14 protein-coding genes are annotated in these 12,903 nt (G+C 67.8%); 3 read left to right on the forward strand and 11 right to left on the reverse strand.

Features of this window, described 5'->3' with window-relative positions; genetic code table 11:
* The first annotated feature begins 80 nt into the window (after positions 1-80).
* Complete coding sequence (pknB, locus tag HNP02_RS01635; RefSeq protein ID WP_184433632.1) at positions 81-1,928, forward strand: Stk1 family PASTA domain-containing Ser/Thr kinase; 1,848 nt, start codon at positions 81-83, stop codon at positions 1,926-1,928.
* A 4-nt stretch (positions 1,929-1,932) separates the two neighbouring features.
* On the opposite strand, the gene HNP02_RS01640 is transcribed toward pknB, so the two are convergent.
* The 7 genes from HNP02_RS01640 to HNP02_RS01670 form a co-directional block, all read right to left on the reverse strand.
* On the reverse strand, positions 1,933-2,283 hold the full coding sequence (locus tag HNP02_RS01640; RefSeq protein ID WP_184434926.1) for a hypothetical protein: 351 nt from the start codon (positions 2,281-2,283) through the stop codon (positions 1,933-1,935).
* Positions 2,284-2,315: 32 nt separating this feature from the next.
* The gene (locus HNP02_RS01645; protein ID WP_184433635.1) at positions 2,316-2,747 is read right to left on the reverse strand and encodes an A24 family peptidase; all 432 of its coding nucleotides are present in this window, start codon (positions 2,745-2,747) and stop codon (positions 2,316-2,318) included.
* A 15-nt stretch (positions 2,748-2,762) separates the two neighbouring features.
* Positions 2,763-3,584 (reverse strand): shikimate dehydrogenase, encoded by an 822-nt coding sequence (locus tag HNP02_RS01650; RefSeq protein WP_184433638.1) that lies wholly within the window; start codon positions 3,582-3,584, stop codon positions 2,763-2,765.
* Positions 3,562-4,812, reverse strand: a complete 1,251-nt coding sequence (gene mltG, locus HNP02_RS01655; RefSeq protein WP_184433642.1) for an endolytic transglycosylase MltG — start codon at positions 4,810-4,812, stop codon at positions 3,562-3,564. The genes HNP02_RS01650 and mltG overlap by 23 nt, the downstream gene beginning before the upstream one ends.
* Entirely contained in the window at positions 4,805-5,323 is a 519-nt protein-coding gene (gene ruvX / locus HNP02_RS01660) for a Holliday junction resolvase RuvX (protein WP_184433646.1), read from the reverse strand. The genes mltG and ruvX overlap by 8 nt, the downstream gene beginning before the upstream one ends.
* 4 nt (positions 5,324-5,327) lie before the next feature.
* A complete protein-coding gene (gene alaS, locus HNP02_RS01665; protein WP_184433650.1) occupies positions 5,328-8,060 on the reverse strand; it encodes an alanine--tRNA ligase in 2,733 nt (910 codons plus the stop codon).
* Between the two features lie 143 nt (positions 8,061-8,203).
* Entirely contained in the window at positions 8,204-8,614 is a 411-nt protein-coding gene (locus tag HNP02_RS01670) for a secondary thiamine-phosphate synthase enzyme YjbQ (protein ID WP_184433654.1), read from the reverse strand.
* Positions 8,615-8,748: 134 nt separating this feature from the next.
* Here HNP02_RS01670 and HNP02_RS01675 point away from each other — a divergent pair, with 134 nt between their 5' ends.
* Both HNP02_RS01675 and HNP02_RS01680 read left to right on the forward strand, forming a co-directional pair.
* Complete coding sequence (locus tag HNP02_RS01675; protein ID WP_184433659.1) at positions 8,749-9,369, forward strand: hypothetical protein; 621 nt, start codon at positions 8,749-8,751, stop codon at positions 9,367-9,369.
* Positions 9,370-9,484: 115 nt separating this feature from the next.
* Complete coding sequence (locus tag HNP02_RS01680) at positions 9,485-9,772, forward strand: GlsB/YeaQ/YmgE family stress response membrane protein (RefSeq protein WP_184433662.1); 288 nt, start codon at positions 9,485-9,487, stop codon at positions 9,770-9,772.
* Here the strand turns inward: HNP02_RS01680 and HNP02_RS01685 are convergent.
* From HNP02_RS01685 to HNP02_RS01700, 4 genes are all read right to left on the reverse strand, one after another.
* Complete coding sequence (locus HNP02_RS01685) at positions 9,769-10,242, reverse strand: SRPBCC family protein (protein ID WP_184433665.1); 474 nt, start codon at positions 10,240-10,242, stop codon at positions 9,769-9,771. The two genes, HNP02_RS01680 and HNP02_RS01685, sit on opposite strands and share 4 nt — an antisense overlap.
* Positions 10,239-10,616, reverse strand: a complete 378-nt coding sequence (locus HNP02_RS01690; protein ID WP_184433670.1) for a helix-turn-helix transcriptional regulator — start codon at positions 10,614-10,616, stop codon at positions 10,239-10,241. Before HNP02_RS01690 ends, HNP02_RS01685 begins: the two co-directional genes overlap by 4 nt.
* 89 nt (positions 10,617-10,705) lie before the next feature.
* The gene (locus HNP02_RS01695; RefSeq protein ID WP_184433673.1) at positions 10,706-12,037 is read right to left on the reverse strand and encodes a replication-associated recombination protein A; all 1,332 of its coding nucleotides are present in this window, start codon (positions 12,035-12,037) and stop codon (positions 10,706-10,708) included.
* 19 nt (positions 12,038-12,056) lie between these two features.
* Positions 12,057-12,899, reverse strand: a complete 843-nt coding sequence (locus HNP02_RS01700) for a DUF3097 domain-containing protein (protein WP_184433676.1) — start codon at positions 12,897-12,899, stop codon at positions 12,057-12,059.
* Positions 12,900-12,903 lie beyond the last annotated feature (4 nt).

Consider the following 12,903-nt stretch of genomic DNA (forward strand, 5'->3'; position numbering starts at 1 on the left):
GGCCAGCGGCCGATTCGCGTAGACGTGGCGTGGGAAGCTGGGGTACCACCGTTACCCTCGGTCCTAGAACAAACATGGCGATGACCACTCCTCAGCACCTGTCCGACCGCTACGAACTCGGTGACATCCTCGGGTTCGGCGGCATGTCGGAGGTCCACCTGGCCCGCGACGTCCGGCTGCACCGCGACGTCGCGGTCAAGGTGCTGCGCGCCGACCTCGCCCGCGACCCCAGCTTCTACTTGCGCTTCCGCCGGGAGGCCCAGAACGCCGCAGCGCTCAACCATTCGTCGATCGTCGCGGTGTACGACACGGGCGAGGCCGAGACGCCAGAGGGGCCGCTGCCCTACATCGTGATGGAGTACGTCGAGGGCGTGACGCTGCGCGACATCGTGCGCAACGACGGCCCGATGGAGCCGCAGCAGGCCGTCGAGGTCATCGCCGATGCGTGTGAGGCGCTGAACTTCAGCCACCAGCACGGCATCATCCACCGCGACGTCAAACCCGCCAACATCATGATCAGCAAGACCGGCGCGGTGAAGGTGATGGACTTCGGCATCGCCCGCGCACTTGCCGACACCGGCAACAGGCTCACCAAGACCTCCGCCGTGATCGGCACCGCCCAGTACCTGTCCCCCGAGCAGGCCAGCGGCGACAACGTCGACGCCCGCTCGGACGTGTACTCACTGGGCTGCGTGCTCTACGAAATGCTCACCGGCAAGCCACCTTTCGTCGGCGACTCACCAGTCTCGGTGGCCTACCAGCACGTGCGCAAGGACCCGGTTCGCCCGTCTCAGCGCCGTGGCGACATCTCCCCCGAGTTGGATGCCGTGGTGCTCAAGGCGCTGGCCAAGAATCCCGAGAACCGCTATCAGAGCGCGGCGGAGATGCGCACCGATCTGATCCGCGTGCACAGCGGCGAGGCACCAGACGCCCCGAAGCTGTTCACCGACGCCGAGCATTCAAACCTGCTGTCGACGGCGTCCGCACGCGGCAACCACTTGCAGCCCACCGAGCCGATTCCCGCACGCAGCAGGTCGATCCGCCGATGGGTGATCGCCGTCGCGATGCTCGCGGTGCTGGCCATCGTGGTCACGGTCGGGTTCAACGTGTTCGGTACCCGCGACGCACGTGTGCCCGACGTGCACGGTCAATCGCTCGACGCGGCCAGAACCGCGCTGGAGAACGCCGGTTTCAAGGTCAACGTCCAAACGAAGCCCGACTCCACGGTGGGTCAAGGCGAGGCCATAAACACCGAACCCGACGCCAACTCCGAGGCCCGCACGGGCGACGTCGTCACGATCAACGTCTCGATGGGCATCACACAGGTGAAGATCCCCGACTGCCTGAAGCAGACCTATCAGGAGTGCGCGAGCAAGCTCGAGGACGCCGGCTTCGAGAAGGTCGTGCAGGCGTCGAAGGCGTCGAGCCCCGACGACAAGGGCCAGGTGGTGGACATCAGTCCGCCTACCGATTCCACGTCGGCGATCACCAACGAGATCACCGTCTTCGTTGGCTCGGGACCCGGGACCGCGCCGGTGCCGCCAGTCGCCAACCAGACGGCCGACGTCGCCCAACAGATCCTCAGCGCGTCCAAGTTCACCAATGTCATCCAAGTCTCCGTCGACGGCTTGTTGCCCTCGGGCCAGGTCGTGGCCACCGTGCCGCCCGCCGGTGCGGACACGCCGCTGGACGCCCCGATCCAGGTGCAGGTCTCCAAGGGCAATCAGTTCGCCATGCCGGACCTCACGGCGAAGTTCTACACCGAGGTCGTTCCCATTCTGCAGGGACAGGGCTTCCTCGGAACACCGCTCAACGGCGGCGACGTACCGGGCCAGGACAAGGACCGCAACCGCGTCGTGAGACAAGACCCACCACCGGGCACCGGCGTGAACAAGGACGGCACCATCACGTTGTATTACGGCTCGTAGCCGCCTAGCTGCCGTAGGTGTAGCGGAGGTTGGCGTTGATGAGTTCGCCGATCCGCTTGCGCATGTGCCCGGTGAGGCTCGCGTCCGGCACCGGCTCGTCGACGTAGAGGGTCCAGCGCAGCTCGGTACCGCGGTCCGCTGGCACCAGGTCGAAGTGCAGGCGCGCATCGGGCCGCTTGAGCCACAGCGATGACCAGACCACGTGCCTGGACCGATCGGATTCGAGCACTGCCGGGGCGATCTCCTCGTCGAGAAGCAGCAGCCATGGGCGGCTCGGTTGGCGATTCGGGTCGCAGAGGTCGTCGAAGATCGCCCACGGCGGCGCGGGCTGGCTGCGTTGCCGCGAACCGATCATCACCACCGAACGAACGTAACGCGGTCCGCAACCTAGATAACGACGAGCGCCACGGCGACGGCAGCTGCAGCGCACATCGACGGACCGTGCGGCACCGTGGCATCCCTGCCGCGCAACGCAACGGCCACCGCCCAAGTCGCGGTCAGCATCGGAGCGCCCAACGCCGCCAGCACCCAGGCGTCGACGCCGAAGGATCCCGTGAGCGCGCCGACGCCGATCGCCAGCTTGACGTCCCCCGCGCCCATGCCCGCAGGCGCCGCCAGATGCACGCCGAGATAGAACAGCGCAAGGGCGAGCGCGCCGATGAGCGCAGGCACGCCGCGACCGGTGACGACCGAGACGGCAAGCACCACCGCGGCGCCCGGCAATGTCAGCGCATTGGGTAGTCGCCGCTGCCGGATGTCGTACACCGTCAGCGCCGCGAACCAGGCCAGCACGCAGGCGCACGCCACCCCCGCCCCCATCTTCGAAGGCTAACGTCAGCCGAGGGCGGCGCTCATCGCCTCTTTCGGCGCTGGGCGCCCGGTGAACTGCTCCACCTGGGCGAAGGCCTGATGCAGCAGCATGTCCAGTCCGCTGACCACCCAGCCGCCCGCGGCCGCGATCGCCTCCGCCAACGGGGTCGGCCATGGGTCGTAGATCGCGTCGAGCAACAGCCACGCCCCCGCGACCGTCGCGGCGTGCTCGGCGGCGACGCTCGCAGGCAGCGTGTTGACGACGGCATCGACGTCGCCCAGCGGGGTACCCAGCGCGACCCACCGCACGGCGACGCCGAGCCGGGCGCCGAGGGCGAGCAGCGGCTCGGCCTTGTCGCGATTGCGGGAGACGATCGACACGTCGGCCGCCCCGAGCTCCACGAGCCCGACGAGCGCTGCCGGCGCGGTGCCGCCCGAGCCGAGCACGGCGGCCCGCTCCAGGTCGGATGGGTTGCCTTCGAGCTTCGCACCGAGCGCGCCCGTAACGCCGTCGACGTCGGTGTTGTCGGCGCGCCAGCCGGCATCGGTGCGCACGAGCGTGTTGGCCGAGCCGACGAGTTCGGCACGGGTGGTGCGCTCGTCGGCGAACGCGAGTGCGGCGAACTTGCCGGGCATGGTGACCGACACCCCGACCCATTCGGGGCCGAAACCGCCGACCAGTGAAGGCAATTCGTCGGCAGTGCACTCGATGCGGTCGTAGGTCCAGTCGGTAAGACCCAGCGCGCGGTAGGCCGCGAGATGCAGCTGCGGCGACCGCGAATGCACGATCGGCGATCCCAGGACCGCCGCCCGGCGTGCGCCGTTACCGGGCGCTGTCGAGGACACCGTTGTGTCTGGCGAGTTCGATGTTCGCCAGGTGCTGCTGGTAGTCGCGGGTGAACAGCGTGGTGCCCGTCATGTCCACGGTGACGAAGTAGAGCCAGTCACCAGGCTCGGGGTTCTCCGCGGCGGCCAGTGCGGGCTGCCCGGGCGAGCAGATCGGCGTTGCCGGAAGCCCTTCGCGCACATAGGTGTTCCACGGCGTGTTTTGAGCGCGATCGCCGTCGGTGGTGGCCACCTCTTGACGATCGAGCGGGTAGTTCACCGTCGAGTCGAACTCGAGGCGGTTGTGCTCGGGTTCGGCGAGCCGGTTGTAGATGACCCTGGCCACCTTGGCGAAGTCCTGGGGTTTGGCCTCGCGCTGCACCAGCGACGCCACCGTAAGGATCTGGTACGGCGACAGGTTGGCGGCCTTGCCTGCCTCCAGCAGTCCTTCCTGCTCGTACTGCCGACTGCTACCTGCGATCAGGGTGGACAGGATGTCCTGTGCCGACGCCGACGGGTCCACGTTCCACGTGCCCGGTGCGATCAGCCCCTCGATGCGGCGGTGGTCGTTGCCGAGGGTCTTGATCGGGCCGAGCGCCCATTCCGGGATGGCCAGCGCCGACGGCTCCGCCGAACCCGCGGCCTGCTTGAGATCGTCGGCCTTGACGCACTGCTTGGTGTCATCGAGCTGCACGCAGGTGGCCTCGGAGATCAGCGTGAACACACCCTGCGTGACGTCGTTGGTCTTGACGTCGGCGATGTCGTCGAGCTGACGGCCTTCTGGGATCACAAGTCGACCGACCCGGTTCTGCGCATCGGCAAGTCTCGCAACGGCATTCGCTGCTGGGATCTCGGTGCGCACCTTGTAGAACCCGGGCTGGATCGCCGAGATCGCGGCGTTGCCCGCGGCGGCCTTCACGAAGGTCGGCACGGTCGCGATCACCTGATGGTCTAGCAGCGTCTGGCCGATCGCGGTCGTGGAGTCGCCGTTGTGGACCTCGATCACGACGTCGCTCACGCCGCCGCCCTGGTAGTCGTCCCCTGCGCCGAACAGCCCGTGCCAGAGCCGGGAACCGAGGAACACCGTGCCGATCACGACGACGATGAGGGCGGCGACCGCGAATCCGGTGACCGTCCGACGCTTGCGGCGGTTGCGCGTCGCACGGGCGCGTTCCCTGCGGCTCATGCCACGACGCGGCCTGCCGACCGACACCGGCTCCGTCCGCTCGCGGACCCAGTCGTCAGGCATCGGCCGCTCCGGTGCGGTCGGCCAGAACGGCCCGCCGCTGATCCAGCCAGGTCTGCAGAATGCCGACCGCGGCGGCCTGATCGATCATGGCCCTCTGTCCCTTCGCTTTGATGCCGGCCTCCCGCAGCTCCCGCTGCGCGGTCACAGTGGTGAGACGCTCGTCGACCAGCCGCACTGGGATCGGTGCGATGCGGGCCGCGAGCGCGTCCGCGACGGCGATCGCGTCGACGGCCGACGGCCCGGTCCGCTCGGCGAGGGTGCGCGGCAGTCCAACCACCACCTCTACCACGTCCATATCGGTGACGAGCCGGGCCAGTCGCTTCACGTGCTTGTCGGTGCGGTCGCGCCGAACCGTCTCCACCGGGGTGGCGAGGATTCCGTCGGGATCGCTGCTGGCCACACCGATGCGGACGGTACCCACGTCGACGCCGAGCCGTCGCCCGCGTCCCGGATCCGGCGGCTGCAGGCTGCCCCCGGGCCGGTCCGGCAGACGGTCTTCGGTTTCTCCCACTAAGTCAGCTCCGCTGACTCCGTGCCACCTCGGCACGAAGCGCGGCGAGGGCCGCATCGATTCCGGAGGCGCCAGAGCCGGACCCCTGCGCGAGGTCGGCCTTGCCGCCGCCGCGGCCGTTCACGGCAGCACCGAGCGTCTTGACCAAGTCATTGGCGGAAAGACCGAGATCTTGCGCGGTTGGGGTGGCCGCCACCACGAACGGCACCGAGTCGTCATCGCCCTCGGCGATCAGCGCCACCACAGCGGGGTCGGATCCGAGCTTGCCGCGAATGTCGCCGACGAGGCTGCGCAGATCGGCCGCCGACATCCCGCCGGCCATCCGCTGTGCCACCAGACGGACCTTACCCACTTGTTCGGCGCCTGCAGCGGCGTTCACCGCGGCTGCCCGCGCGTTCGCCAGCCGGGCACGATCTAGTTCCTTCTCGGCAACCTTGAGCCGCTCGATGAGGTTGGCGACCCTGGCGGGCACCTCGTCCGACGGCACCTTCAGCGACGACGCGAGGCCGGCCATGAGCGCGCGTTCCTTGGCCAGGTACTTAAAGGAGTCGAGTCCGACGTAGGCCTCGACGCGGCGCACCCCGGAGCCCACCGACGACTCACCGAGAATCGTCACGGGTCCGATCTGCGCCGAGTTGTGCACGTGCGTGCCACCGCAGAGTTCCAGTGAGAACGGGCCACCGATCTCGACCAGTCGGACGTCCTCGGGGTAGGCCTCGCCGAAGAGCGCCATCGCACCCATAGCCTTGGCCTTCTCGAGTTTGGTGTAAATGGTGTTCACTGCGAAGTCGGCCTCGACGGCTTCGTTGGTGACGACCTCGATCTGGTCGCGCTGCTCGTCGTTCAGCGCGCCCTGCCAGTTGAAGTCGAACCGCAGATAGCCGGGCCGGTTCAGGGAGCCGGCCTGAACGGCGTTGGGGCCCAACACCTGTCGCAGCGCGGCGTGCACCATATGGGTGCCGGAGTGCCCCTGGGTGGCGCCGTGGCGCCACTTCGGGTCGACGGCCGCGACGACGGTGTCGCCCTCGACGAACTCGCCCGACTCGACGGTGATGCGGTGCGCGAACAGCGTCTTGGAGATCTTCTGTACGTCGGTGACGGCGGCCTTCGCGGCCTGGCCGGAGCCGGTACCGGTGATCGATCCGATGTCGGCGATCTGGCCGCCGGACTCGGCGTACAGAGGAGTGCGGTCGAGGATCAGCTCGACGCGATCGGCGGTGAGCGTCTCGCCACCGGTGGCGGAGCCGCCGATCCCACCGGAGTGCGCGACGACGGGAACGCGCTTGCCGTCGACGAAGATGCCGAGAATCCTTGCCTCGGAAGAGAGTTCGTCGAATCCGGTGAACTCCGTTGGACCTGCGTCGACCAGTTCGCGGTAGGCGGTGAGGTCGGCGTGGGCGTGCTTGCGCGCTGCGGCGTCGGCCTTGGCACGCTGCCGCTGCTCGGCCATCAGGCCGCGGAAGCCCTCCTCGTCGACGCTCAACCCGGTCTCGGCCGCCATCTCCAGGGTCAGCTCGATCGGGAAGCCGTAGGTGTCGTGCAGGGTGAACGCGTCGGTGCCCGACAGCACCGTGGCGCCGGACGACTTCGTCGAGTTGGCGGCGTCCTCGAACAGCCGCGAACCCGCCACCAGCGTGCGGTTGAAGGCGGTCTCCTCGGCCACGGCGATGCGCTGGATCCGGTCGAAGTCCGTCACCAGTTCTGGGTACGACGGTCCCATCGCGTCGCGCACCGTGACCATCAGCTCGCTCACGATCGGGGTGTCGATGCCGAGCAGCTTGGCCGACCGGATCACCCGGCGCAGCAGGCGGCGCAGCACGTAGCCGCGGCCGTCGTTGCCGGGGCTGACGCCGTCGCCGATGATGATCGCCGCGGTACGGCTGTGGTCGGCGATGATCCGGTAGCGCACGTCGTCATCGTGATTGCCGACGCCGTACCCGCGCGGGGCGATTCCGGCGACCAGGTCGATGACCGGCCGCACCAGGTCCGTCTCGTAGACGTTGTCGACGCCCTGCAGCAGACACGCCACCCGTTCGACGCCCATGCCGGTGTCGATGTTCTTGCGCGGCAACGGCCCGAGGATCTCGAAGTCCTCCTTGCTGGTGCCCCCGCCGCGCTCGTTCTGCATGAAGACGAGGTTCCAGATCTCGATGTAGCGGTCCTCGTTGGCCTCGGGGCCGCCCTCGATTCCGTACTCCGGTCCGCGGTCGTAGTAGATCTCCGATGACGGCCCGCACGGGCCTGGGATGCCCATCGACCAGTAGTTGTCGGCCATGCCGCGGCGCTGGATGCGCACGGACGGCAGCCCGGCTATCTCCTGCCACAGCGCGATGGCCTCATCGTCATCGAGATAGACGGTGGCCCACAGTCTTTCGGGCTCGAACCCGTAGCCGCCCTGATCCTGCGGGTTCGTCAACAGGGTCCACGCGAACTCGATGGCGCCCTTCTTGAAGTAGTCGCCGAACGAGAAGTTGCCTGCCATCTGGAAGAAGGTGTTGTGCCGAGTGGTGATGCCGACCTCGTCGATGTCCGGCGTGCGGATGCATTTCTGCACACTGGTCGCGCGATTCCACGGCGGTGTCTGCTGGCCAAGGAAGTAGGGCACGAACTGCACCATGCCGGCGTTGACGAACAGCAAGTTGGGGTCGTCGAGGATCACCGATGCGCTTGGCACTTCGGTGTGTCCCGCCTTCACGAAGTGATCGAGGAAGCGCTTCCTGATCTCGTGTGTCTGCACGTGCTGTTGTCCTTAATTGGTGGAGTTTCTCGACCGCATTACAGTACCGGTCCGCATTCGGGCGGTTGACAGGCGCGGGTTGCGACCCGGAGCCGCTCCGGCGGCGACATTGGATCGGTCACGGCAAGCTCACCCGGTGCCGTTCAACCGTCGATGAAGCTCAACCTGACCGAGCGGCGGGGATTGTCCCGGTTGAGGTCGACCAGCACGACGCTCTGCCAGGTCCCCAGCAGCGGTTTGCCACTCTGCACCGGTACCGTCACCGACGGCGACACGATGCCGGGCAGGACGTGATCGGCCCCGTGCCCCGGTGCGCCGTGCGAGTGCCGGTAGCGGTCATCGCGCGGCAGCAGGCGCTCCAGCGTGTCGACCAGGTCGTCGTCGGACCCGGCGCCGGTCTCGATGATGGCCACGCCTGCGGTCGCGTGCGGGACGAACACGTTGCACAGGCCTGCGGCGTTGGGACCGCGCCTTGCGCAGAACGCCAGCACGGCATCGGTCAGATCGACTGTCCGCCGTCGGGAGGTGTCGACGTCGAGTACCTCGGTGTGCATGAGTCCGAGCCTACGAGCCGGCCGTCAAGTGAGCCCGCCAACACCATTGCCTCGGCATATCCGACGGAGGACAGTTGTCGGTGGACCGGTGGCGCTACCGGGGCGCCGCCACGACCCGACAAGGGAGGTGGATCGTGTTCGCACGAACTACCACTATCGCTGCGCAGCCATCGTCCATCGACGCAGGAATCTCGTGTGTCCGCGATGACGTGATGCCAGCGCTTCAGGAGATGGCCGGCTTCATCGGGCTGTCTCTGGTGGTCGACCGGCAGTCCGGCGAGTGCATTGCCACCAGCGCGTGGGAATCCGACGAGGCCCAGCGCGCGAGCGCCCAGGACATTGGGCCACTTCGCGATCGGGCCGCAGACGCGTTCGGCGGTCGCGCGACGGTCGAAGCGTGGGAGATCGCCGTTCTGCACCGGCAGCGCAGCTCCGACACCGGCGCCTGCATGCGAGCCACCTGGCTCGCCCTGCCTCCCGACCAGATGGATGCTGGCATCGAGTACTTCCGCTCGACTGTGCTGCCTCAAGTCGAGCACCTGGACGGATTCCGCAGTGCCAGCCTGATGGTCGAACGCGGATCGGGACGCGCGGTGTCCTCGGTGTCGTTCAGCGGCCGCGCCGCCATGGAACGCAACAGGGACCAGGCGAGGGCACTCAAGGCCGAGTCGATCCGCGCAGCGGGCGCCACCGAGGTCGCCGACGGTGAATTCGAGCTGGTGTTGGCCCACCTGCGGGTGCCCGAGCTGGCCTGACAGTCTCCCGTCGCTTCGCTCGCACCAGTACCGTCGGCGTCGCCATTGACGCTGGCGTTTGTAATTGCGCGCCAGGGGTATTGCTCAATCAGCAATCGTCCCCTGGAGGAAAGACATGACAATCACCGGCATCATCACCGCGATTCTCATCGGCGTCGTGATCGGCGTGCTCGGCCGAATGGTGGCACCCGGCAAGCAGAACATCTCCATGCTGGTCACCATCTTGGTCGGCATCGTCGCCGCATTCGTCGGCACCGCACTGGCACGGGCGATGGGAATTCCCACCGCTACCAACGGCATCGACTGGCTCGAACTGCTCGTCCAGGTCCTCGTGGCCGCGGTCGGCGTTGGCCTGGTCTCGGCGATGATGGGACGCCGCCGCGGCGGATTGTTGCGCCGTTAGTCGACCAGCAGCGCGTCGAGTCGGTCATAACCCTCGGTCATCCCGCTCTCCATCGGGGAGGACAACAGGGCGTCACGCGCCTCGACGCTCGGGCAGATCGACCGACCCCGCAACCGGCTCCGCCCGTCACCGAGATCCTCGAACCACATGAACTCGATGTTCACCATGTCCCTCGCGAGCTCGAATTCGAAGGTCTGGACGACGAATTCGTCGTCGCGGACGATGTGGAAGACGCCGTTGAACCAGTACTCGGCGCCGTCCGGACCGCGGTGCAGATACCGGTAGCCACCGCCGGTGCGGAAGTCCCAGCGCTCGATGGTCATCTCGTTGCGCGACGGCCCCAGCCACTGCTTGACGAGCTCCGGATCGGCGTGAGCGCGGAACAGTGCCGACGCCGGTGCGTCGAAGTCGCGGGTGAAGTCCATCGCCAGCGTGTCGACCGGCGCCACCAGGTTGAGTGCGTTCGTCATGGTTTCGTTCCCCTGTTCTCGTGTTCGGTGGTGTCGTGTTCGGTCATCGCCGCCAACAGCCCGTCCAGCCGGCGGTAGTTGCGTTCGGCATCCAACCGGTATCGATCGATCCAGGCCGTCAGCCGCTCCAGTGCCTCCGCGTCCAGGTGCACCGGCCTGCGCTGGGCATCCCGACTGCGGGTGACAAGGCCGGCCTGTTCGAGCACCTGAATGTGCTTGGACACTGCTTGTTTCGTGATGTCGAACGGTGCGGCCAACTCGTTGACCGTCGCCGGACCGCGTGACAACCTCGCCACGATGGCCCGCCGGACGGGGTCGGCCAGTGCCAGAAAGGCACGGTCCAGCCCCGTCTCCGCCTCTTCATCACTTCTCAATCGTCAACCTTCTCATTGATCAATCAATTGATTGATTACCAAGGTAGAAGACCTGCACGCGGGTGTCAAGGGGTCATTTCGTCGAACGCTCAGCGCTTCTTGCGGATGATGGCGCGCAGCTTGTCGAGCCGGGTGGCGATATCGCGTTCGGCACCGTGCGAGGTGGGCCGATAGTAGTCGACGCCCACCACCTCGTCTGGCGGATACTGTTGGGGCACAACACCATCGGGATGATCGTGGGCGTACTTGTAGCCGACGGCATTGCCCAGCTTCTCGGCGCCGGAGTAGTGGCCGTCGCGCAGGTGCGGCGGCACCAGACCTGCCTTGCCTGCCTTGATATCCGCCATCGCGGCCCCCAGCGCCGTCGTCACGGCGTTCGACTTGGGCGCCGACGCCAGGTGCACCGTGGCGTGCGCCAGCGTGAGCTGGGCCTCGGGAAGGCCGATCAGCTGCACGGTCTGCGCGGCGGCGACGGCCGTGGGCAACGCGGTCGGGTCGGCCATCCCGATGTCCTCGCTGGCCAGGATCATCAACCGGCGCGCGATGAATCGGGGGTCCTCCCCCGCCGTCAGCATCCTGGCCAGGTAGTGCAGGGCGGCGTCGACGTCGGACCCGCGGACCGACTTGATGAACGCGCTGATCACGTCGTAGTGCTGATCGCCGTCGCGGTCGTAGCGCACGGCCGCCTTGTCCAGCGACTCCTCGACGGTCTCGACCGTCACCCGATCGGTCGCCTCGGCCGCCACCTCCAATGCGGTCAGCGCGCGCCGGGCATCTCCAGCCGCCAGTCGAACGATCAGGTCCACGGCCTCGGGGTCGACGACCGTCTTGCCGCCAAGGCCGCGCGGATCGGCGATGGCGCGCTCGACGACCGCCTGGATCGCGTCGGGGGTCAGCGGCTGCAACTGCAGGATCAGCGACCGCGACAACAACGGCGCCACGACGGAGAAGGACGGATTCTCAGTGGTGGCCGCCACCAGCAGCACCACGCGGTTCTCCACCGCGGCCAGCAGCGCGTCCTGCTGGGTCTTGGAGAACCGGTGCACCTCGTCGATGAAGAGCACGGTCTGCTCGCCATGCGCGGCCGCCCGTCGAGCCACCTCGATGACGGCACGCACCTCCTTGACTCCAGCCGACAGCGCCGAAAGTGCCTCGAATCGCCGGCCGGTGGCCTGCGAGATCAGCGATGCGAGCGTCGTCTTACCGGTGCCGGGCGGGCCGTAGAGGATGACCGATGCGGCGCCGGATCCCTCGACCATCCGACGCAGCGGTGAGCCCTGCCGCAGCAGGTGGTCCTGGCCGACGACTTCGTCAAGACCGGCGGGCCGCATCCGGACCGCAAGGGGTGCAGAGGCGGGCGCGCCGTAACTCAGCTCGGCGCGCGGCGAATCGCCGCCGATGTCGAAAAGGCCATCAGACACAGCTCAGGCTTACCACGGATCAGTCGGCGGGTTGGGTGACGAAGTCGATGAGTTCCTCGACCCGGCCGATGAGGGCAGGCTCCAGGTCGTTCCAGTCACGCACCTTGCCGCGGATCCGCCTCCACGCCTCGGCGATGTCGGCCTGCTCGGCATGCGGCCAGCCGAGTGCTGCACAGATGCCGTGCTTCCAATCCGTTCCGCGCGGTATCACCGGCCAGGCCTGGAGCCCCAGCCGGGACGGCTTGACGGCCTGCCAGACGTCGATGTACGGGTGGCCGACGACCAGGGTGTTGGCGCCACCCGGTCCGCGCTTCACGGCGTCGGCAATCCGGGTCTCCTTCGAGCCGGCGACCAGGTGGTCGACGAGGACGCCGAGCCGGCGACCGGGCCCGGGTTGGAACTCCGCGACGATGGCGGAGAGGTCGTCGATGCCGCCGAGGTACTCGACCACGACACCCTCCACCCGAAGGTCGTGACCCCACACCTGTTCGACGAGTTCGGCGTCGTGGCGTCCCTCGACGTAGATGCGGCTCGCCAGCGCCACCTTGGCGCGCCCGCCGGTCACCGCCACCGAACCCGACGCCGTCCTGGTCGGCGCGGCGGGCGCCTGTCGCCGCGGCGGGTTGATGATCACCGGCTTGCCGTCGATGAGGTAGCCGGGGCCGATCGGGAAGGACTTCCTGCGGCCGTTGCGGTCCTCGAGTTGCATTCGCCCGTACTCGACGGCGACGATCGCACCCACGTAACCGGTCTGTGCGTCCTCGACCACCAGACCCATCTCGGCGACCTGCTCGGTGGACCGGGGTCGCCGTGAGCCGTGCGGGTCGCGGGCCAGCACGTCGGAGCCGTATCGATCGTTCACCCAT

The sequence above is a fragment of the Mycobacterium sp. AZCC_0083 genome (genome assembly GCF_014202335.1).
Classification (GTDB): Bacteria; Actinomycetota; Actinomycetes; order Mycobacteriales; family Mycobacteriaceae; genus Mycobacterium.